At 32.7% G+C, this 23114-nt stretch carries 18 protein-coding genes; 14 read left to right on the plus strand and 4 right to left on the minus strand.

Features of this window, described 5'->3' with window-relative positions; all coding sequences use genetic code 11:
- Positions 1-5: 5 nt before the first annotated feature.
- The 9 genes from JX000_RS05105 (at position 6) to ccpA (ending at position 11921) form a co-directional block, all read left to right on the plus strand.
- The gene (locus JX000_RS05105) at positions 6-317 is read left to right on the plus strand and encodes a thioredoxin family protein (RefSeq protein ID WP_037552591.1); all 312 of its coding nucleotides are present in this window, start codon (positions 6-8) and stop codon (positions 315-317) included.
- A gap of 99 nt (positions 318-416) precedes the next feature.
- On the plus strand, positions 417-1277 hold the full coding sequence (locus tag JX000_RS05110) for a DUF1444 domain-containing protein (RefSeq protein WP_124227860.1): 861 nt from the start codon (positions 417-419) through the stop codon (positions 1275-1277).
- 14 nt (positions 1278-1291) lie between these two features.
- Positions 1292-1894 (plus strand): YtpR family tRNA-binding protein, encoded by a 603-nt coding sequence (gene ytpR, locus JX000_RS05115; protein ID WP_049425501.1) that lies wholly within the window; start codon positions 1292-1294, stop codon positions 1892-1894.
- 20 nt (positions 1895-1914) lie between these two features.
- A complete protein-coding gene (locus JX000_RS05120; RefSeq protein WP_206140956.1) occupies positions 1915-5763 on the plus strand; it encodes a DNA translocase FtsK in 3849 nt (1282 codons plus the stop codon).
- Positions 5764-5784: 21 nt separating this feature from the next.
- Entirely contained in the window at positions 5785-7098 is a 1314-nt protein-coding gene (gene murC, locus JX000_RS05125) for a UDP-N-acetylmuramate--L-alanine ligase (RefSeq protein WP_002452171.1), read from the plus strand.
- Between the two features lie 74 nt (positions 7099-7172).
- Positions 7173-7664, plus strand: coding sequence for a DUF948 domain-containing protein (locus JX000_RS05130; RefSeq protein ID WP_002467416.1), 492 nt, complete (start codon positions 7173-7175; stop codon positions 7662-7664).
- Positions 7665-7741: 77 nt separating this feature from the next.
- Positions 7742-9196 carry a coiled-coil domain-containing protein gene (locus tag JX000_RS05135; protein ID WP_206140957.1) on the plus strand — a complete coding sequence of 485 codons (1455 nt, stop codon included), beginning with the start codon at positions 7742-7744 and terminating at the stop codon, positions 9194-9196.
- 338 nt (positions 9197-9534) lie between these two features.
- Positions 9535-10626 carry a bifunctional 3-deoxy-7-phosphoheptulonate synthase/chorismate mutase gene (locus JX000_RS05140; RefSeq protein WP_206140958.1) on the plus strand — a complete coding sequence of 364 codons (1092 nt, stop codon included), beginning with the start codon at positions 9535-9537 and terminating at the stop codon, positions 10624-10626.
- Between the two features lie 305 nt (positions 10627-10931).
- A complete protein-coding gene (gene ccpA, locus JX000_RS05145; RefSeq protein ID WP_206140959.1) occupies positions 10932-11921 on the plus strand; it encodes a catabolite control protein A in 990 nt (329 codons plus the stop codon).
- A 35-nt stretch (positions 11922-11956) separates the two neighbouring features.
- Here ccpA and JX000_RS05150 read toward each other — a convergent pair whose 3' ends face one another.
- Together JX000_RS05150 and JX000_RS05155 are read right to left on the minus strand one after the other, a co-directional pair.
- On the minus strand, positions 11957-13117 hold the full coding sequence (locus JX000_RS05150) for an acetoin utilization protein AcuC (protein ID WP_124227857.1): 1161 nt from the start codon (positions 13115-13117) through the stop codon (positions 11957-11959).
- Between the two features lie 21 nt (positions 13118-13138).
- On the minus strand, positions 13139-13771 hold the full coding sequence (locus JX000_RS05155) for a GNAT family N-acetyltransferase (protein WP_002452177.1): 633 nt from the start codon (positions 13769-13771) through the stop codon (positions 13139-13141).
- A gap of 172 nt (positions 13772-13943) precedes the next feature.
- On the opposite strand from JX000_RS05155, the gene acsA reads away from it, so the two are divergent.
- Complete coding sequence (acsA, locus tag JX000_RS05160) at positions 13944-15653, plus strand: acetate--CoA ligase (RefSeq protein ID WP_124227856.1); 1710 nt, start codon at positions 13944-13946, stop codon at positions 15651-15653.
- 118 nt (positions 15654-15771) lie between these two features.
- Here the strand turns inward: acsA and JX000_RS05165 are convergent, their stop codons facing one another.
- Positions 15772-16446 (minus strand): IS6-like element IS257 family transposase, encoded by a 675-nt coding sequence (locus JX000_RS05165; RefSeq protein WP_001106022.1) that lies wholly within the window; start codon positions 16444-16446, stop codon positions 15772-15774.
- A gap of 263 nt (positions 16447-16709) precedes the next feature.
- Here JX000_RS05165 and JX000_RS05170 point away from each other — a divergent pair, with 263 nt between their 5' ends.
- Positions 16710-18377 carry a formate--tetrahydrofolate ligase gene (locus JX000_RS05170; protein WP_206140960.1) on the plus strand — a complete coding sequence of 556 codons (1668 nt, stop codon included), beginning with the start codon at positions 16710-16712 and terminating at the stop codon, positions 18375-18377.
- 51 nt (positions 18378-18428) lie between these two features.
- Here the strand turns inward: JX000_RS05170 and JX000_RS05175 are convergent, their stop codons facing one another.
- Positions 18429-19340 (minus strand): biosynthetic peptidoglycan transglycosylase, encoded by a 912-nt coding sequence (locus JX000_RS05175; RefSeq protein ID WP_002452180.1) that lies wholly within the window; start codon positions 19338-19340, stop codon positions 18429-18431.
- 460 nt (positions 19341-19800) lie between these two features.
- Between JX000_RS05175 and tyrS the strand changes: the two genes are divergently transcribed.
- The 3 genes from tyrS (at position 19801) to JX000_RS05190 (ending at position 23108) form a co-directional block, all read left to right on the plus strand.
- Entirely contained in the window at positions 19801-21063 is a 1263-nt protein-coding gene (gene tyrS / locus JX000_RS05180; RefSeq protein WP_124227855.1) for a tyrosine--tRNA ligase, read from the plus strand.
- A 33-nt stretch (positions 21064-21096) separates the two neighbouring features.
- Entirely contained in the window at positions 21097-21561 is a 465-nt protein-coding gene (locus tag JX000_RS05185) for a MarR family winged helix-turn-helix transcriptional regulator (RefSeq protein WP_075778990.1), read from the plus strand.
- Between the two features lie 122 nt (positions 21562-21683).
- Positions 21684-23108: a DHA2 family efflux MFS transporter permease subunit gene (locus tag JX000_RS05190; protein ID WP_124227854.1), complete on the plus strand. Its 1425-nt coding sequence runs from the start codon at positions 21684-21686 to the stop codon at positions 23106-23108.
- The last annotated feature ends 6 nt before the right edge of the window (positions 23109-23114 follow it).

Genomic DNA, 23114 nt, shown 5'->3' on the forward strand with positions numbered 1-23114 from the left:
AGATGATGTTAAAACTAGAATCAGAACAACAATTTGAAGAATTAAAACAAAACAATACGGTATTTGAATTTACTGCTGATTGGTGTCCAGATTGTAAAGTTATTGAACCTGAATTACCACAATTAGAAGAAAAATATTCCTCGTTTAAATTCGTCTCAGTAGATCGAGATCAATTTATAGATATTTGTATTGATAATGGTATTATGGGAATTCCGAGTTTCTTAGTTTATAGAAATGGTGAATTGTTAGGAAGTTATATTAGTAAAGAAAGAAAATCCATCGAACAAATCGATACATTTTTATCACAATATATTTAATTGATTAGTTGAAAAATATATTTAAAAACCTGTTTTTTTCTGTTAGTATTCATTGTTTTATTGTAAACTATTAAGAGGTGCGAAATAGGAGTGTTATAGATGAATGTCTTTCAAATGAGAGATAAAATTAAACAGCGTTTAAACCATTTAGACGTCAATTATAAATTTGATCGTGAAGACGAAACATTAAGAATTTATAGAAAAGACAATCATAAAGGTGTCACAATTAAACTAAATGCTATTGTCGCAAAATATGAAGAAAAAGAAGAAAAAATAGTCGATGAAATTATTTATTATATAGACGAAGCTATTGAACAAATGGCTGATCAAGGGCTCGAACAACTAAAAGATATTCAAATTATGCCAGTAATCCGTGCTACAAGTTTCGACAAGAAGACTAAAGAGGGCAATGCTTTCATTTTTGAACATCACACCGCAGAAACAAATATTTACTATGCATTAGATTTAGGTAAATCTTATCGACTCATAGATGAGAGTATGTTAGAAACATTAAATATGACAAAGCAACAAGTGAAAGAAATGTCTTTATTCAATGTTAGAAAGTTAAACAATCAATATAGTACAGATGAAGTTAAGGGTAATATCTTTTATTTTATTAACTCTAATGATGGCTATGATGCAAGTCGTATTTTAAACACATCATTTTTAAATGACATTCAAGATCAATGTGAAGGTGAAATGTTAGTAGCAGTGCCTCATCAAGATGTATTAGTTATTGCGGACATTCGTAATAAAATAGGCTATGATGTTATGGCACATTTAACTATGGAATTTTTCACTAAAGGTCTTGTGCCTATCACGTCACTATCATTTGGTTATGATAAAGGTCATCTTGAACCTATATTCATTTTAGGTAAAAATAATAAACAAAAAAGAGACCCAAACGTGATTCAAAGATTAGAAGCAAATCGTAAAAAATTTAATGATAAAAATAAATAAAAAGGAGAAAAAGTATGAATTTATTTTATAACCCCAATGGTGTAGGAGACGTTGCTTTCTTACAAATTGAACCTTCAGAAGGTGAATTTAATTATAGAAAAAATAACGATGTTGTAGAAATTACTAAGGAAGATGATAACCAAGTAGTTGGATATAATTTCTTCAATATTTCAAATCACATTCAAATTGAGGGTAATGGTCATATCAAATTAACTGAAGATATTGTGGAACAATTACAACAAATGATAAAAAATAATGGTTTCACATATGAATTGAATGCAGATTTATCACCTAAATTTGTAGTTGGATACGTTGAAACTAAGGAAAAACATCCTGACGCAGACAAATTAAGTGTTCTAAATGTCAATGTGGGGAATGATACATTACAAATTGTTTGTGGTGCTCCAAATGTTGAACAAGGCCAAAAAGTGGTTGTTGCAAAAGTTGGTGCAGTTATGCCAAGCGGTATGGTAATTAAAGATGCAGAACTTAGGGGCGTTGCATCTAGTGGAATGATTTGTTCTATGAAAGAACTCAATTTACCTAACGCACCTAAAGAAAAAGGCATCATGGTATTAGATGATAGTTATGAAATTGGACAAGCATTTTTTGAATAATAAAGGAAGGTAGTGAAAGTATGAGCTGGTTTGATAAATTATTTGGCGAAGATAATGATTCAAATGAAGATATATTGCGCAATAAAAATAAAAGACGCCAGGCAAATCAATCGAATGATACTAATCATGACTCATTACTGCCACAAAATAATGATATCTATCATCGTCCAAAAGGGAAGTTTCGCTTTCCTATGGAAGGTTTTGAATCAGGAAATGCGGAGTCTGAAAACACAACTACTCAAGATGTGTACCAGTCTAATGTCAATCATGATATAGAGGAATTTCGTACTCAAGACAATAAAAGACATCGTCGTAGAAGAAATCATGCCAATGATGATGGTATTGCTGATTCTAGTTATCAATCTAAGGGTTACCAATCTAGAAAGAAAAAAGATTCCAACCCTTATACTACGACATCAACACACCGTCAAATTTCTCCTACATCACTTGGGAGTTCAAGTACGAATAATCATAAAACATCATCCAATACGCAACCTAGAATGAAGTTACAATCAGAGCGATTTAAATCAAACTATAAGACTCAATCTGAGTATACATATCACAAAAGTGATTTTAGAGCATCTGAAGTACCATCTGCTATTTTCGGTACTAAACAAAGACGTCCAATTGAAAATGGTGTTATACCGCCTAAAGATGGTGAGAAAAGTAGCGCACATGTAACGGAAGATAATCGAAGTGATAGTGATAAGTTAAATAGTAATTCAAGAGAGGTTTCATCCGGTTATAAGACACAATCTCAACCTGAAAAACAAAAGTCACAAGAAATAAATCATAATACTTTTAATAATGATTTATCTACAGATGATGAAAATGTAAAAACAACGACTACACCTAATCATTCTAAAAAAGATAATACAATAAATATTAATAATATCTATGCATCACAAATTGTCGAAGAAATTCGTAGAGAACGTGAACGTAAAGTCCTTCAGAAACGTCGATTTAAAAAGGCATTACAAGAAAAGAGACAACAAAATCAAGAATCTAATGAAGATAGTATCCAAAAAGCAATAGATGAAATGTATGCTAAACAAGCTCAGCAATACGTAGGTGATAGTTCATTAGACATTGATGATCAAGAAGAACTTAAAGATAGCACTGAGAATATAAATAGCGATGTAGATAAAAATGTATCAAATGACGCTACTGAATTAGACATAGATAACCAAGAAAAATCTGAACATCACTATAATTACGAAGAAATAGATTTAAGCGATATCACTCAAAGACACGAAGTAAATCATGATGATGTTACGGTTTCTGACGCTGTCAATCACGATTCTGATATTGAAAATGATTCAGCTCAAGGTAGAGATGAGTATGCTTTAACAGATAGTACAGTTGAAGATGGAAAAGTGAATCAAGAATTTGAGTCCAACACGCAAAATTTTGACAGTGGATACAGAGATTTTGAAACGAATGATAACACATCTAAATCACTTAATAACGTTGATGATGCAGATTATCGTGAAATAGATGAAAGTATCCCATCATCAAATCATGTAACTTCAGAACCAATGTCATCGTCACAAGAATTGAGTGAATCTCAACAAAAACCTAATGAGCAACAATGGCAACAAAGAAGCGGACATAATGCTGTTACACAAAGTGTTGATCATGAAACTGAATATGCTAAGAAGCGTAAACGTCAATCCGATATAAAAAGTGAAACATCATTAGAACCAGATAGCGCTTCAGAAAATCAAAGTGACTCAACTGAGAATAATGACGAGACTTCTAATGATAATACAAGTATGTCATCAACTAAGCCAATGGATATGGTAAGTTCATCAGAACATCAATATGAGTCAATGAGTCCTTCAGATGATGGTAGTCATCTAGACAGTCTTTCACATCATTCAACATCTGAATCAATACAATCTAGTACTAAAGAACAAGTTGAATCAAATTCTGAAAATACAAGTAGTTCAGATAAACAATCCAACTCACTACAAGCTCAGCAATCTCGTTCACCTAAGAAGCGTGTTACAGGTGGTAAACCGTTTAATGTTGTAATGACACCATCAGATAAAAAGCGAATGATGGATAAGAATAAAGGTAAAAGAGTTAATGTTCCTGAATTAACGCCAGAAGATAAGAAACAAGCAACTCATTCTAGCGAAGATACTAAGTCAACATCATTGTCACATCATACTAGTACATCGGAGCCGTTTTCTAATCAGGAAGCAAGTCATTCTTCTGAAAGTGTTCAAACGAGTCATTCAACACCAATTACTCATTCTGAATCTGAAGATACTGTGACTACAGAAACAAGTCATTCCGATGAAAATCATTCTGTGATAAACAAACAAAATAGTTCATCACATGCTAATGACAGTGAGTTCACAAATAATCATCAAGATAATAGTCAAATTGAAATGAATGAACATCATAAGAAACAGACGCCAAATCATTCAGAAGAAACAGAAGTACAAAAGCCTACAATTCGAAAAGGGCCTAATATTAAGCTGCCAAGTTTTGATTTACTTGAAGAACCCGAGCCGCATGAAGTCAATGAAGAATGGATCGATGATAAGAAACAAGAATTAAACGATGCATTATATTACTTCAATGTGCCAGCTGAAGTGCAAAATGTCACTGAAGGTCCAAGTGTGACACGCTTTGAACTGTCAGTTGAAAAAGGTGTGAAAGTATCAAGAATTACTGCATTACAAGATGATATTAAAATGGCGCTAGCTGCCAAAGATATTCGTATTGAAGCACCAATACCAGGAACTAGCCTTGTTGGTATTGAAGTGCCTAATCAAAACCCAGCTAAAGTGAATTTGAGATCAATTGTAGATTCAGAACAATTTAAAAACGCAGAATCTAAATTAACAGTTGCCATGGGATATCGAATTAACAATGAGCCATTGTTAATGGATATAGCGAAAACGCCACATGCCTTGATTGCAGGTGCTACTGGTTCAGGTAAATCTGTATGTATTAATAGTATCTTGATGTCCTTACTGTATAAAAATCACCCAGAAGAATTGAGACTATTATTAATTGATCCAAAAATGGTGGAATTAGCACCGTATAATGATTTACCTCATCTAGTATCACCCGTTATTACAGATGTTAAAGCTGCCACTCAAAGTTTAAAATGGGCAGTTGAAGAAATGGAACGCAGATATAAATTATTTGCGCAATATCATGTGAGAAATATTACTGCATTTAATAAAAAAGCATCTTATGAACAAAGAATGCCTAAAATTGTTATTGTAATAGATGAATTAGCCGACTTAATGATGATGGCACCACAAGAAGTTGAACAATCCATAGCACGAATTGCTCAGAAAGCGCGCGCATGTGGTATTCACATGTTAGTAGCCACTCAACGTCCATCAGTAAATGTCATTACAGGATTAATAAAAGCTAATATTCCAACTAGAATTGCATTTATGGTATCATCTAGTGTAGATTCTAGAACTATACTTGATAGCGGTGGTGCAGAACGTCTATTAGGATATGGTGACATGCTATATCTAGGAGGCGGTATGAATAAACCAATCCGTGTTCAAGGTACATTTGTCTCAGATGAAGAAATAGATGACGTTGTAGATTTCATTAAACAACAACGTGAACCAGAGTATTTATTTGAAGAAAAGGAATTATTAAAGAAAACACAAACTCAAGCACAGGACGATCTATTTGATGATGTGTGTGAGTTCATGATTAATGAAGGACATATATCTACTTCATTAGTACAAAGACATTTCCAAATTGGGTATAATAGAGCAGCGAGAATCGTAGATCAGTTAGAACAATTGGGATATATCTCTGGAGCTAACGGTTCTAAACCTAGAGATGTTTATATTACTGAGGCGGATTTAAATCAAGATTAAAATTTAGTAAGGAGTTTTATAATGACACACTATCATTTTGTCGGTATTAAGGGTTCCGGCATGAGTTCATTAGCACAAATTATGCATGATCTTGGACATGAGGTGCAAGGCTCAGATATTGAAACTTATGTATTCACTGAAGTTGCTCTAAGAAACAAAGGCATAACAATTCTACCGTTCGATGCGAATAATATAAAAGAAGACATGGTGATTATTCAAGGAAATGCTTTTCCTGATAGTCATGAAGAAATTGTTAAAGCACATCAACTTAAATTAGATGTGATTAGATACCATGATTTTCTTGGACATGTAATTAATCAATATACATCTGTCGCTGTTACAGGTGCACATGGTAAAACATCTACAACTGGTTTACTATCACATGTTATGAATGGCGATAAAAAGACATCATTCTTAATTGGTGATGGTACTGGAATGGGATTGCCTGGTAGTGATTATTTTGCATTTGAAGCATGTGAATATCGTAGACATTTTTTAAGTTATGATCCTGACTATGCAATTATGACGAATATTGATTTCGACCACCCAGATTACTTCAAAGATGTTGATGATGTATTTGATGCATTCCAAGAAATGGCTCATAATGTTAAAAAAGCAATCATTGCATGGGGTGACGATGAACACCTTAGAAAATTAGAAGCAGATGTGCCTATTTATTATTATGGATTTAATGAAACAGACGATGTATATGCTAAAAATATTCAAATTACAGAACAAGGTTCTCAATTTGACGTTTACATCAATGGTGAATTCTATGGTCAATTCCTATCACCACAATATGGTGACCATAACATCTTAAATACATTAGCGGTTGTTACGATTAGTTATCTTGAAAAAATGAATGTTGATAATATTAAAGAGGCATTAGAAACATTTGGTGGTGTAAAACGTCGTTTTAATGAAACAAAAGTATCAAATCAAGTATTAGTAGACGATTATGCTCACCATCCAAGAGAAATTAATGCTACAATTGAAACAGCTCGAAAAAAATATCCACAAAAAGAAGTTATTGCAGTATTCCAACCACATACATTTTCTAGAACTCAAGCATTTTTAGAAGAATTTGCAACGAGTTTAAGTGCAGCTGATCATGTTTTCTTATGTGAAATTTTTGGATCTATAAGAGAAAATACTGGTGAATTAACAATACAAGATTTAATTAACCGTATTGATGGTTCAGCATTAATTGATGAAAGTGGTATTGATGTATTAGAAAAATTTGAAAATGCAGTTATCTTATTTATGGGCGCTGGTGACATTCAAAAAATGCAAAAAGCGTATTTAAATAAAATTGGTGTAAAAAAAGATTTCTAATATGTTTATAATGATTTCTCAAGGGTATTAAATATTAATGAATTTTATAATTAGGTATTTAGGAGGCGTTTTTAATGGATTGGATTTTACCAATTGCCGGAATTATCGCTGCGATAGCGTTCTTAATTTTATGTATCGGTATCGTTGTAGTGTTAATTTCTGTTAAGAAAAATTTAGATCACGTGGCTAAAACACTAGATGGTGTTGAAGGTCAAGTACAAGGTATTACAAGAGAATCTACGGACTTACTTCACAAAGTAAACCGTTTAACTGAAGACATTCAAGGTAAAGTTGATCGTTTGAATTCTGTAGTTGATGCTGTTAAAGGTATCGGTGACTCAGTTCAAACATTAAACGGTTCAGTTGACCGTGTAACTAACTCAATTACGCACAATGTTTCTCAAAACGAAGATAAAATTTCTCAAGTAGTACAATGGTCAAATGTAGCAATGGAAATTGCTGACAAATGGCAAAATAGACACTACCGTCGAGGAAGTGCAAATTACAAAGCAAACACAGTAGCAAATGATACAGATCATAGTTACACTACTCGTGTTGATAAATAATTAATAAGAATGAACTAAATGCACTTAAATGAGGTTGTTACTTGTTTAAGTGCATTTGTTATAGGGAGGAATAAATCATGGAACACTATAATCGTGATGATTTTGAAAGAAATAATACTGGAAATGATTTATACAGCCGACATACTCGTATAAATGATCAAACACCACAACGTAAAGATTTCGTAGTTAGCTTTATTACAGGAGCAATTGTAGGGTCTGCTTTAGGTTTATACTATAAGATGAAAGTCTTTGAAAAAGCAGATCAGGCTATTGCAAAAGAAAAAGAATTACGTGAAAAAGCGTTAAATTATAAATCGCAAGCTGAACATCATATTGAAACTGTTAAAACACGAGTAGAAAACTTTAGAAATAAATCTAATAATGGTGTTACTTCTGATGAATTATCTGCTAAAAAAGTAGCGATTCAAAGAGAAGTAAGTGATCATAATCTAGCAGACCAATCTCCTGAAGCGAGAGAAATCCAAGAAGCAAAATTAGAAGCTGACAATCATTCAAAAGTTGGTGCGAGTGCAACTGAATTAGCAGCACAACAAAATGCAATCAAATCTGAAACAAATCATGACCAATTAGCAGATCAATCACCACAAGCGCGTGAAATTCAAGATGCAAAAGTTGAAGCTAAGCGTAATGATCAACAAACTGCAACACCTTCATCAAAGGAACTTGCAGCACAACAGAATGCGATTCAAGCAGAATCGAATCATGACCAATTAGCAGATCAATCACCACAAGCAAGAGAAATCCAAGAAGCAAAAGCAGATGCAAAAAGTAAGCAAGCAGATTCTAATATTGATAACAATAAGCATGTATCTGACAAAGAAATTGCTATGGCACAATCTGCTATTAAAGAAGAATCATCGTTATCAGATCCATCTCAAACTAAAGATAAAGCAGCTCAAACATCTAGTGCTGATAAATTAGCTAGTGCAGCTCACACAAAGAAACAAAAAATGAACAATGATTCACAAGTATTAGCAGATACTAGCGATTTAACTAAAGAACAAGACGTAGCTAAAAGCAACAAACAAACTACACCAAACTTATTAAATCAATCAAATCATAATGCGTCAAAAGCAAATGATGGTTCATTCGCTAATAGATTAGCTACAGCAGCTAAAGATAAACAAGCGAAGTTAACTAAAGGTTCTAAAGAATCACAATTAACAAACGCTTTATTAGCAGAGGCACCTATTGCAAAATCTAAAATGACAAAAGTGCCTAACTTAGTGACTAAATCTTCAACGAATGAAACAAAAGGTAATAATGTTAGTCAAACAACTAATCAACAACCTTCAAAAAAACAAAATAAAGCACAATTTGACAAAGGTGTCGTAACACGTCAAAATAATCAATCAACTAAATCAAATAACAAAACTAAGACCCAAACAAAATCGTCTAAACAATCAACAAAAACACCTAGTCAAAATAAAAACCAAAAGCAACAAGGTAAAAAACAACAAAAAGTAGAAAAAACGACTAGCAAAATTGAAAAACGTACCTTCAATGACTAATTGGTTTGTATTTAATATCAGTTAATATTATGATATAAATATAAGCACTCATTGATTAGTATTTGATTTTTAAAGTGAAATTAAACGTATCATTTTAGAGTGGGACCCATCATTTATTCAATATCAGGATAGATGACGTTCTGCTCTTTTTATTTTAGAAAAATTAAAGTCACATCGTTTTAGAATATTAGTATATTTTTAGAAAATTTAATCGATTCTAACAATTAGAGCTTGAACTATAAAATGTTAATTGTTAGAATGATTCGTAAATACATTTAATTTATCGCTTTAAAGTGATACATATAAATGTGCAACTATTAGATAGAGGTGAAGTAGCTATGAGTAATAAATTAGAAACGTACAGACAAGAAATTGTTTCCCTTAACGATCAAATTTTAGAATTGCTATCCCGTCGAGGCGAATTAGCACAAAAAATTGGTGAAGAAAAAATCAAGCAAGGAACACGAGTATATGATCCACAACGTGAAAAAGAAATGATTAATGATCTTTTAGATAAAAATAAAGGGCCATTCAACGACAATGTCATTAAACAATTATTTAAAGAAATTTTTAAAGCCTCTACAGACTTACAAAAATCAAAAAATGAAAAGCATTTATACGTATCTCGTAAATTAAAACCTGAAGATACAATTGTTCATTTTGACAATGGTGGCATGTTCGGAGAAGGACATAAATCTTTTGTATTCGGACCATGTTCAGTTGAATCACAAGAGCAAGTAGATGCTGTAGCAGCAGATTTGCAAGCTAAAGGTGAAAAGTTCATTCGTGGAGGGGCATTTAAACCTCGTACATCACCATACGATTTCCAAGGTTTAGGTGTTGAAGGACTTAAGATCTTAAAAAATGTTAAAGATAAGTTTAATTTAAATGTCATTAGTGAAATCGTGAATCCAAATGACTTTGAAATTGCTGACGAATATCTTGATGTTTTCCAAATTGGTGCACGTAACATGCAAAACTTTGAATTATTAAAAGAAGCTGGTCGTACAAATAAACCAATTCTTTTAAAACGTGGATTATCAGCAACGATAGAAGAATTCACATATGCTGCAGAATACATTGCCTCTCAAGGTAATAGAAATATTATTCTGTGTGAACGTGGTATTAGAACATATGAAAAAGCGACTAGAAATACATTAGATATTTCTGCAGTACCTATTTTAAAACAAGGGACACATTTACCAGTAATGGTTGATGTAACACATAGTACAGGTCGTAAAGATATTATGTTACCAACAGCTAAAGCAGCATTAGCGGTCGGCGCTGATGGTGTTATGGCTGAGGTACATCCAGATCCTTCAGTGGCTTTAAGTGATGCAGGCCAACAAATGGATTTAAATGAATTCAATGAATTCTATAAAGAATTAAAACCTTTAGCTGACTTATATAATGATAAAAAACTAAAATAAAGCAAAAAGAGGTTGGGATATAGTTTTGCTGTTGGGACGATGTTAATCGGTTTCCCAGAGTAGAAACATTATATCTCAACCTCTTCTTTATGTATAATATTATTATCATTACTATATTAAGTTTTGACAGTGTTTCTAGTCCTTGAAATGACGTAATTCAATAAATGAGTAATGATACTTAAAATCTGACAGAAATGTGAACGTCGAAACAAATTTATTTCACTGAATCTCTAAATATGGTAAACTTTGAAAATAATATGAAAACATGATACCAAAGTGTATAAAGCGCTTTCAAGGAGGATACTATGACTGTAACAATATATGATGTAGCTAGAGAAGCTAGAGTATCGATGGCAACGGTCTCTCGTGTAGTTAACGGAAATCAAAATGTTAAACCAGAAACTAGAAATAAGGTAAACGAAGTTATAAAAAAATTAAACTATCGACCTAATGCTGTTGCACGTGGACTAGCAAGTAAACGTACAACAACTGTAGGTGTAATTATCCCAGATATTTCTAATGTTTATTATTCTCAACTTGCTCGTGGCTTAGAAGATATTGCAACGATGTACAAATATCATTCTATTATTTCAAATTCTGATAATGATTCAGAAAAAGAAAAAGAGATATTTAATAACCTTTTAAGTAAACAAGTTGATGGCATTATTTTCTTAGGTGGTACAATTTCAGAGGAAATCAAAGAGCTCATCAATCAATCTTCAGTTCCAGTTGTTGTATCAGGTACAAATGGTAAAGATGACCATGTTGCATCTGTAAATATTGATTTTGAAAAAGCAGCTGAAGAAGTTACGCAACAACTTATAGAACAAGGTGCTAAGTCATTTGCATTAGTAGGTGGCGATTACTCTAAAAAGGCACAAGAAGACGTACTTTCAGGCTTAAATAAAGTATTATCTAAAAATCAATTACAATTAGATGATTCACTTCATTTATCAGGAGCTGAAAGCTACAAAGAAGGTATGAAAGTTTTTGATAAAATTAAAGATAATCTACCTGATGCCGTTTTATCAATTAGTGATGAACAAGCGATAGGTATTTTACATAGTGCACTAGATGCAGGTATTAAAGTACCTGAAGAATTACAAATTGTAAGTTTCAATAATACGCGTTTAGTTGAAATGGTTCGACCACAATTATCTAGTGTGATTCAACCATTATATGACATCGGTGCTGTTGGTATGAGATTACTAACGAAATATATGAACGAAGAAGAAATTGATGAACCAAACGTGATTCTACCACATAGAATTGAATATAGAGGAACAACTAAATAGTTAAAAATAGAGCACACCGTTTATGCGGTGTGCTTTTAATTTGAAAGGTCATACCAACTGGCAACTAATTTTGAAATACGTCCATTTTTTTCTGAAATTTCAGTAGTGCGTGGAATATAAGTATAGTCATTTAAACGGTCTTCCCATCTTTTAGGTAATGTAACTGAGCTATAATGCTTCCATTTATTAATCCAGTTTAGAGGTAAATAGCCTTGTTGAATCGGTTCATTAATTAAACTTAAATATAAATGGCTCCATGCGCGTGGAACAACACGCCATAAATTATAACCACCGCCACCAAACATAATTATTCTATTTTCTGTATACTTTTCAGCTAAATCTTTAATTATATATGGCAGTTGATATAATGAACTTAAGGTACAATTTATGTGTGTTAATGGGTCTCTATAATGGATATCCACGCCATTAACACTTAAGATAATATCGGGTTTGAATGCAGCAATAACAGGTTCAACTGTTGATTTGAATGATTCTAGAAATGATTTATCTTCTGTATAGGGTTCTAATGGTACATTGACTGTATAACCATATCCTATATCTTCACCACGTTCAGTATAATGACCTGATCCTGGAAATAAAAATTTACCTGTTTCATGAATAGAATAAGTTAAAACATCATTACTAGTATAAAAACTCCATTGAGTTCCATCGCCATGGTGTGCATCTGTATCTATTATCATCACACGTTGATTATAATGATTAACGAGATATTGAGCTGTAATAGCGACATCGTTATAAATACAAAATCCATTTGCTCGGCCTGCTAAGGCATGGTGTAAGCCGCCGCCTAAATGACAACCATTGATATAAGTACCATCCATTATTTTATCTACTAAATTGAGCGCACCACCGACAATTCGTGCACAATGTCGATGCATATGCCTAAATGGTACAGTATCTTCATTAAATCCATATTTTTTGGCTTCTTCAGCACTTAATATACCATGAGATGCATGTTTGATGGCTTGTATATAATCATATTTATGAATCAAACCAATTTCATCATCTGTCGCAATTCTTGGTTCTAAAATATTTTCATTTGTTAAAAATTGTGCATCTAACAACAACTCAGTCGTTAATTTTAAACGCATTTGATTGAAAGGATGCTCGTTATTAAATCTATATTTTAAAATATCATCTGAATATACATAACCTGTTCTATTTTTAGTATTCATAAGCTCATCCCTTTCAAACAACTAATAGAAGAAGCGGTTTTGAAATCTAATATCATCAAATGCATGTTGTTGATCCAAAGTAATACGTTTACCAATTCTTGCCATTAAACAATTAGCGGGGTGACTGGTAATTTCAGGATCATCAGTAGCAAACACTTCTAGATCACCTTTTTGCATTAACTTCTGCATGAGTCGTTTATATTCGAATACGTCTAATTGTGCATATTTCAAATCCCAATGCCAATAATATTCAGTAGTAAGTACAATAAAATCTTCAAACTCGTCTCCAGAGAGACTAAGTTGTATTAATCGACCACCTAGATGTAGGTGTCGATAACTTTTACTTAATTCGATTGCACCGAGTTCTAATAAATAGGGGAGATGCCCAGTAGACCATCTTTCGAGCTCATCTGGATAATGATAGGTAACGTAACCAATAATATGTTGCTCTAGTCGTATTACATATACTCTACCTTCTGGTAATGTAGTAATTTCTAACAATGCATCGTATTGTTCTTTAGAAGATCGAAAAGCATTAAGACCTTCGTCGAAAGTAAGCGTTTTCAAAAAAGAGTGTGAAACAGGGCCTTCGATTTTGTATTTAACATCATCAATTTCGATATTGTCTGTAACATAAGTTTTAATATGTTTCATTTTTTCACATCCTCATCAAATAGCCTCAAAACCTTACTGTTATTATACTTATTTTCTTGTAATATAACAAAAATATTGTGATTAATAAATAAATGTTTTGAATAATGTGACAATTATATGTATAATTCATTTTAAAGAAAGCGATTACATAAAGTTGAAGGGGGATTTTCTTATGAAAGTTGAAGTTTATCAAAGCGAACCTGGAAATTATAACATGCAAGATTATGAGCAAACGTACAAAGATTTTGATTGGAAGAGCGCTGAGCAAGCCTTTTCTTGGAGTAAAACAGGTAAAATCAATATGGCATATGAATGTATCGATAGACATGTTGATGAAGGTAAAGGAGACAAAATTGCGCTCAATTATAAAGACGATCAACGTCATGAATCATATACGTTCGAAGATATGAAAAAATACTCAAATAAGGCAGCTAATGTATTAAAAAATGAAGCTGATGTTAAAAAAGGGGATAGAGTATTTATCTTTATGTCAAGAACGCCAGAATTGTATTTCGCTTTCTTAGGAATTTTAAAAATTGGTGCAATCGTTGGACCTTTATTTGAAGCATTTATGGAAAAAGCTGTTGCGGATCGCTTAGAAAATAGTGAAGCAAAAGTAATCATTACTAATAAAGCACTGTTGCCTAGAATCCCGAAAGATAAATTACCGCATTTAGAGAAAATTGTTGTTGTTGATAATGATGTTGAAGAAGGTTATGTAGATTTTAATCGTTCATTTAAAGAAGCAAGTGAAGATTTTGATATTGAATGGTTAAATGAAGATGATGGCCTTATTTTACATTATACATCTGGGTCTACAGGACAACCTAAAGGTGTATTACATGTCCAAAAAGCCATGTTAGTACATTATATTTCAGGTAAATATGTTTTAGATTTACAAGATGAAGATGTGTATTGGTGTACAGCAGATCCCGGTTGGGTAACTGGTACGTCATATGGTGTTTTTGCACCTTGGTTAAATGGTGTGACAAATTGTATTGTTGGCGGACGTTTCTCTCCAGAACAATGGTATAAAATGATTCAAGACTTTAAAGTGACAGTGTGGTATACAGCGCCAACTGCATTAAGAATGTTAATGAGTGCTGGTGATGATGTTGTAGATAAATATGATTTATCATCACTGCGTTCAATTTTATCTGTTGGTGAACCGTTAAATCCTGAAGTGATTAAATGGTCTAAAGATGTATTCCATAAACGTGTGTTAGATACTTGGTGGATGACAGAAACAGGTGGACACATGATTGTTAACTATCCAGCTATGGATATTAAATTAGGTTCAATGGGTAAACCACTACCAGGTATTGAAGCAGCAATTGTTGATGATGAAGGTAATGAGTTACCTCCAAATCGTATGGGTAACCTAGCCATTAAAAAAGGATGGCCTTCAATGATGCATGCAATCTGGAAAAATCCAGAAAAATATGATTCATACTTTATTGGTGATTGGTATGTTTCAGGAGACTCTGCTTATAAAGATGAAGATGGTTACTACTGGTTCCAAGGTAGAGTTGATGATGTCATTATGACAGCTGGTGAACGTGTCGGTCCATTCGAAGTAGAATCTAAATTAGTTGAACATGAAGCTGTTGCTGAAGCAGGTGTTATTGGTAAGCCTGATCCAGTACGAGGTGAAATCATTAAAGCTTTTGTAGCTTTAAGAGAAGGTTATGAACCATCAGATGAATTAAAACAAAGTATTAAGCAATTTGTTAAAGAAGGATTATCAGCACATTCAGCACCTCGTGAAATTGAATTTAAAGACAAATTACCTAAAACACGTTCTGGTAAAATTATGCGCCGTGTATTAAAAGCTTGGGAATTAGATTTAGATGCAGGTGATTTAAGTACAATGGAAGATTAGATGATTGATTAAGTAGTATTAGCAAAATAACTATTTCCATACATTAACGATTAAGATAAAGGTTCTGTTGCAAAGTAAAAAATATAGCTAACCACTAATTTATCATGTCAGTGTTCGCTTAACTTGCTAGCATGATGCTAATTTCGTGGCATGGCGAAAATCCGTAGATCTGAAGAGACCTGCGGTTCTTTTTATATAGAGCGTAAATACATTCAATACCTTTTAAAGTATTCTTTGCTGTATTGATACTTTGATACCTTGTCTTTCTTACTTTAATATGACGGTGATCTTGCTCAATGAGGTTATTCAGATATTTCGATGTACAATGGCAGTCAGGTTTAAGTTTAAAAGCTTTAATTACTTTAACCATTGCTACCTTCGTTGAAGGTGCCTGATCTGTAATTACCTTTTGAGGTTTACCAAATTGTTTAATGAGACGTTTGATAAACGCATATGCTGAATGATTATCTCGTTGCTTACGCAACCAAATATCTAATGTATGTCCCTCTGCATCAATGGCACGATATAAATAGCTCCATTTTCCTTTTATTTTGATGTACGTCTCATCAATACGCCATTTGTAATAAGCTTTTTTATGCTTTTTCTTCCAAATTTGATATAAAATTGGGGCATATTCTTGAACCCAACGGTAGACCGTTGAATGATGAACGTTTACACCACGTCCCCTTAATATTTCAGATATATCACGATAACTCAATGCATATCTTAGATAGTAGCCAACGGCTACAGTGATAACATCCTTGTTAAATTGTTTATATCTGAAATAGTTCATACAGAAGACTCCTTTTTGTTAAAATTATACTATAAATTCAACTTTGCAACAGAACCAAGATAAATATGATTGAGTTTAGTTTTTCTAGACTCAATCATATTTTTTGAATATTTCTGATAATAGTAATGTAAACGTTAACAAATATTCGACATCATTGATTGAGTCGGTTATTATTAAAGTTGTAAGAGAATGAGAGTCATTACATATCAAACATTCTTACACTTATTTTTCTATTTATATTATTTACAAGGGGTTGAAATAAGTTGGCACATTTATCAGATTTAGAAATTGCGAATCAATCAAAAATTAGACCTATTAGTGAAATAGCTAAAGAAGCAGGGATTCCAGCAGAAGCCTTAGAGCAATATGGACATTACAAAGCTAAAATTGATATTAACCAAATAAAACCTAAAGATAATAAGGGTGAAGTTGTATTAGTAACAGCAATGAGTCCAACACCAGCAGGGGAAGGTAAATCGACAGTTACAGTTGGTTTATCAGATGCATTTCATGAATTAAAAAAGAATGTCATGGTAGCATTACGTGAACCAGCGTTAGGACCAACATTTGGTATAAAAGGTGGCGCTACTGGTGGTGGATATGCACAAGTATTACCAATGGAAGATATCAATTTACACTTTAACGGTGACTTCCATGCGATTACTACAGCGAATAATGCATTATCAGCATTTATCGATAACCACTTACATCAAGGTAATGAATTAGGCATTGATCAACGTCGTATTGAATGGAAACGTGTATTAGATATGAACGATCGTGCTTTACGTCATGTTAACGTTGGACTAGGTGGTCCAACTAATGGTGTACCACGTGAAGATGGCTTTAATATTACAGTTGCATCTGAAATTATGGCTATCTTATGTCTTAGCCGAAGCATTAAAGACTTAAGAGAAAAAATTAGTAAAATCACAATCGGTTATACACGTGATCGTAAGCCTGTGACTGTTGCTGATTTAAAAGTTGAAGGTGCTTTAGCAATGATTTTAAAAGATGCTATTAAGCCAAACTTAGTACAATCAATTGAAGGAACGCCAGCACTTGTACACGGTGGACCATTCGCTAATATCGCTCACGGATGTAATTCAATTTTAGCGACAGAAACTGCACGTGAATTAGCTGATATTGTGGTTACTGAAGCAGGATTCGGTTCTGATTTAGGAGCTGAAAAATTCATGGATATCAAAGCACGTGAAGCAGGTTTCGAACCATCAGCAGTTGTAGTGGTAGCAACTGTGCGTGCCTTAAAAATGCATGGTGGCGTTGCGAAAGATAATTTAAAAGAAGAGAATGTGGATGCTGTTAAAGCAGGTATCGTTAACTTAGAACGTCATGTAAATAATATTAAGAAGTTTGGTGTTGAACCAGTTGTAGCTATCAATGCATTTATTCACGATACAGATGCAGAAATTGAGTTTGTTAAATCATGGGCCAAAGAAAATGGCGTGAGAATTGCATTGACTGAAGTTTGGGAAAAAGGTGGTAAAGGTGGCGTTGATCTAGCTAATGAAGTATTAGAAGTCATTGATCAACCTCAAAACTTCAAACCACTTTATGAATTAAATCAACCTTTAGAAGATAAAATTGAAACAATCGTTAAAGAAATCTACGGTGGTTCAAAAGTAACATTCTCAAGTAAGGCTCAAAAACAATTAAAACAATTTAAAGACAATGGTTGGGACCATTATCCAATTTGTATGGCTAAAACACAATACTCATTTAGCGATGATCAAACAGCCTTAGGTGCACCTAGTGATTTTGAAATTACGATTCGTGAATTAGAAGCGAAAACAGGTGCAGGATTTATAGTTGCATTAACAGGTGCAATTATGACAATGCCTGGCTTACCTAAAAAACCAGCAGCATTAAATATGGATGTTACAGATGATGGACATGCAGTAGGCTTATTCTAAATTTAATTAACAAACCCGGTAATGTATTGATCATTACCGGGTATTTATGATTTAACCAGCATTTTTATTAGGTTTTGTAAGTAAATGTGATTTAATATGGTATTTTAACGCTTCTTTATACTCTTTTTTAGATATTTTTTCTTCGACCAACATACGTTTTAGTACATAATGTTGTCTCTGAATACTATAATCTATTTGATTGTCTGGTTTTAAGTCACCATTTTCCTTATATGGTGTATAACCGTAAGGGCTTTGTAATAAGCCAATTAAATAAGCTGATTGTGCAACATTTAAATCTTTAGGTGGAATTCCAAATAAACTATAAGACGCCGAAGAGATACCTGTTATATTGGCACCGTTATAATCTCTACCAAAAGGTACAATATTTAAATACGTATAAATAATTTCTTCTTTAGAGAGTATACGTTCAAGTCTTTGTGCTAATATAATTTCATTAGCTTTACGACTATAAGTTTTTTCATTAGAAAGTACTTGGTTTTTAATCAATTGTTGTGTTATCGTGCTGCCACCAGAACTTTGATCATTTTGCATTATATCTTGAAACATTGCTCGTATAATGGCCTTAGGTAAAATGCCATTATGTTGAAAGAATAAGGTGTCTTCTGAAGAAGTTAATGCTTTAATGACGTCTGGACTAACATGTTTTGGACCAACAATTAATGAATTTAAAGAATGATCATATTCATCTAAAATGTCATTGTTTTTATAATTAATTAAGTCATCTCCTGCAAAGTGAATGACCTTATGTTTAAGTGCATGATCACTTATAGATGAAGCATCTTTAGTCAATTGATGAAAGTATATGATGGCTGCTAGCAGGATAATAATCATAAACATCAAACCAATTAGAAAGATGGTAACGATGATATGTTTGAGCTGCTTATATTTCTTTTCAAATTGAAACATTTTATCTTGTTGTTGTTGTTTCATGATTTTATCCATAGCAAACCTCCTTTATGTAGACTTATTATACCATAGTCGTAAAGTTGACTTTTAAAATAATGTTAACTATAATTAATGGCAAATACATAAGTTTCAGATGAAGGACAAGTAGCTTTTTAGAGATTTTTAGAGAGTTAGTGGTTGCTGAGAACTAACATGATCTAACTAGTGAATACACCTTATATAACAGTCTGACGTTTGATTAATGAACGTATCATTAGTAAAGAGAAAAGAGGTATAAATGGGTTTAATTATAAAATCTGTATATACCTTTAATTCAAGTATGGTGGTACCGTGCAATTGCGCCCTTACATTTAAATATGATGTAAGGGTGCTTTTTTTGTTGATTAAATAAATCTATAAATCATACTTATACAAATTTTTAGAATTGGTCTTTAATTCTAAGTTTTACGTTCATCTTAACTTATGAAAATACATAATATATAGGAGGAAGAGAAATATGACAAATGCATTAATTGAAGATTTAAAGTGGCGTGGACTGATTTATCAACAAACAGATGAAGCGGGTATAGAGGAATTATTAAATAAAAAGCAAGTAACGCTATATTGTGGTGCAGATCCAACTGCAGATAGTTTACATATTGGTCATTTGCTTCCGTTCTTAACATTAAGACGTTTCCAAGAACACGGGCATCGTCCTATTGTTTTAATTGGTGGCGGAACAGGTATGATTGGGGACCCATCAGGTAAATCAGAAGAACGTGTGTTACAAACAGAAGAACAAGTAGAAGCCAATGTGCAAGGTATTAGTAATCAAATGCATAAATTATTTGAATTTGGTACCGATAAAGGAGCAGTATTAGTAAATAATAAAGACTGGTTAGGCCAAATTTCGTTAATTAGTTTCTTACGCGATTATGGTAAGCATGTCGGTGTCAATTACATGTTAGGTAAAGATTCTATCCAAACGCGGTTAGAACATGGTATTTCATATACTGAATTTACGTATACTATTTTACAGGCTATCGATTTCGGACACTTGAATCGTGAATTAAATTGTAAAATTCAAGTCGGTGGTTCAGACCAGTGGGGTAACATTACAAGTGGTATCGAATTGATGAGACGTATGTATGGTCAAACTGAAGCTTATGGATTAACAATTCCTTTAGTAACAAAATCTGATGGTAAGAAATTCGGTAAATCAGAATCAGGTGCTGTTTGGCTAGATGCTGATAAAACAAGCCCATATGAATTTTATCAATTCTGGATTAATCAATCAGATGAAGATGTTATCAAGTTCTTAAAATACTTTACATTCTTGAGTAAAGAAGAAATCGATCAGTTAGAGCAGTCTAAAGAAGAAGCACCTCACAAACGTGAAGCTCAAAAAGCTTTAGCTGAAAATGTGACACGCTTTATCCATGGTGAAGACGCCTTGAATGATGCGATTAGAATTTCACAAGCATTATTTAGCGGTGATTTAAAATCTTTATCAGCAAAAGAATTAAAAGAAGGTTTTAAAGACGTACCTCAAGTTGAATTATCTAAGGATACAACTAATATTATTGATGCATTGATTGAAACAGGCATTGGATCATCTAAACGTCAAGCTCGTGAAGATGTTAATAATGGTGCGATTTATATTAATGGTGTACGCCAACAAGATGTTAACTACGAATTAACTGATGAAGATAAAATCGAAGGTGCGTTTACGATTATTCGTAGAGGTAAAAAGAAATACTTCATGGTTAACTATAAATAGTAGTTGCAATATGTTGTGTCTAGGAGGTAAAGCGTGAATAAAGAAGAAGTCATCATGACAGGATTACGTAACGTGTTTAATAAAATAGCATGGCTAAATAAAAGTGAAATGCAAGAGGCATTAAAGGATTATAAGTCTAGTGAAGTGCATTGCATTGAAGCGATACATGAATTAGACAATCCAAATGTTAGAAGTTTAACGGAGCAGCTATTTATGACAAGAGGTGCAATTAGTAAATTAACGAAACGATTACAATCTAAAAAGTTAATTGAAAGTTATCAAAATGAGCATAATAAAAAAGAAATTTATTTTCGACTTACGCCTAAAGGACAACAAGTTTATCACACACATCAACAACTTCATGCAAAATTTGATGCACGAGATCAAGATGTTTTTGAAAGTTTAACACAACAAGAGTTCGAAAGCATTCAACATTTTATAGAAAAGTATAATCAACATTTGGATAAAGAAATTAAAAATAAAAGATTACAACATTAAGTATGATATTTCGAAAAAAGTGCTCTAATTAATTTTAGAGTACTTTTTTTATCGGAATTTTGTTGACAAGGAAACTAAAAGGGTGTAAGTTTGTTGACGAAGAAACAAAAAGGAGACGTTTTATGTCAAAGAAAGCGACACAACATCAGATTCCAAAAGATACAATGAATGCGGCATGGGCAATAGCGATTGGAGCCATTGCACCTATGTTAGATTCAACTATGATAAATATTGGTATTCAACAACTTAATCAAACATTTCATACTAATATAGATATTGTCCAATGGGGGATTACTGGATATATTTTAGCCCTTGCTATAGCTATTCCTTTTTCTGGATGGTTAATGAATCATTTTAATAGTAAATATACTTTTATTATAGCTATGCTAGTTTTTGGTATTACTTCATTATTTGTAGGAATCAGTCCGACAGTGAGTATATTTATTCTATTTAGAATCTTTCAAGGATTTAGTGCGGGAGTTATTACATCACTTATGTTCACTTTACTGGTAAAGACTGCTGGACAAGATCATATAGGAAGGGTAATGGCTATCGTCAGTACACCTATGATCTTTGGACCAATTCTCGGCCCAACATTAGGTGGATTTATAATTCATTTTGCCTCATGGCGTTGGATGTTTTTTATTAATATAGTAGTTTCACTCATTTCTGTACCACTCATGATGAAATATGTACCATCATTCAAACCATTTGAAAAGCATAAAAAGTTAGATATATGGGGCATTCTTTTATTATGCATTACGAGTGCAACAGTGATCTATGGTATCAGTCTAGCTGGTACTATAGGTTCATTTATAGATAGTAAAGTTATGACATTTATATTCATTGGAGTTGCAGCTATTGTTGCTTATATTTTTTATAACAAACTATGCGATTTTAATACGGTACTACCTTTAAATTTGTTTAAAAATAAAACGTACTCAGCATCAATGACAGGATTATTATTAGCAAATGTGGGTATTATGGGGCCAATGGTTATTCTACCTTTATATTTTCAAGAATTTAAAGGTTATTCTGCTATTGGTGCAGCACTAGCACTAATTCCTCAAGGCATAGGTATGTTAATCACACGACCATATATTGGAACATCTATTGACCGGATAGGATCCAAAAAGGTTATATATATTAGTATCGTGATTGCTATTCTTGGCACAATTCCATTGATATTTGTTGATAATGAATCATCTATTGCATGGTTGTCGTTCATTTTATTTATTCGTGGATGTAGTGTTGGTGGCATCAATTTAGGTTTAATGGCCGATGCCTACAAAGGTGTTTCTCAGAATCAGTTATCAGAAGCTGGCGTAGGAATTAACATGATTGAAAATATTGGTGCAAGTTTTGGTACAGCAATCATAGCAACCGTTGTAGCTTCTAATTTATCCATGAGACATAGTCATCATGAAATGAGTCATTCAATTGTGGGCTTTCATGAAGGTTTTCTAGTTTCAATGATTGCGATTATACTTATTTTAATTCCAACTTATTACTTAGGTGAAAATAAAACAGGAATGGATGAAAACTAAATTCAT

Origin of the sequence: Staphylococcus sp. SB1-57, from assembly GCF_017086425.1 — a bacterium.
Taxonomy (GTDB): domain Bacteria; phylum Bacillota; class Bacilli; order Staphylococcales; family Staphylococcaceae; genus Staphylococcus; species Staphylococcus warneri_A.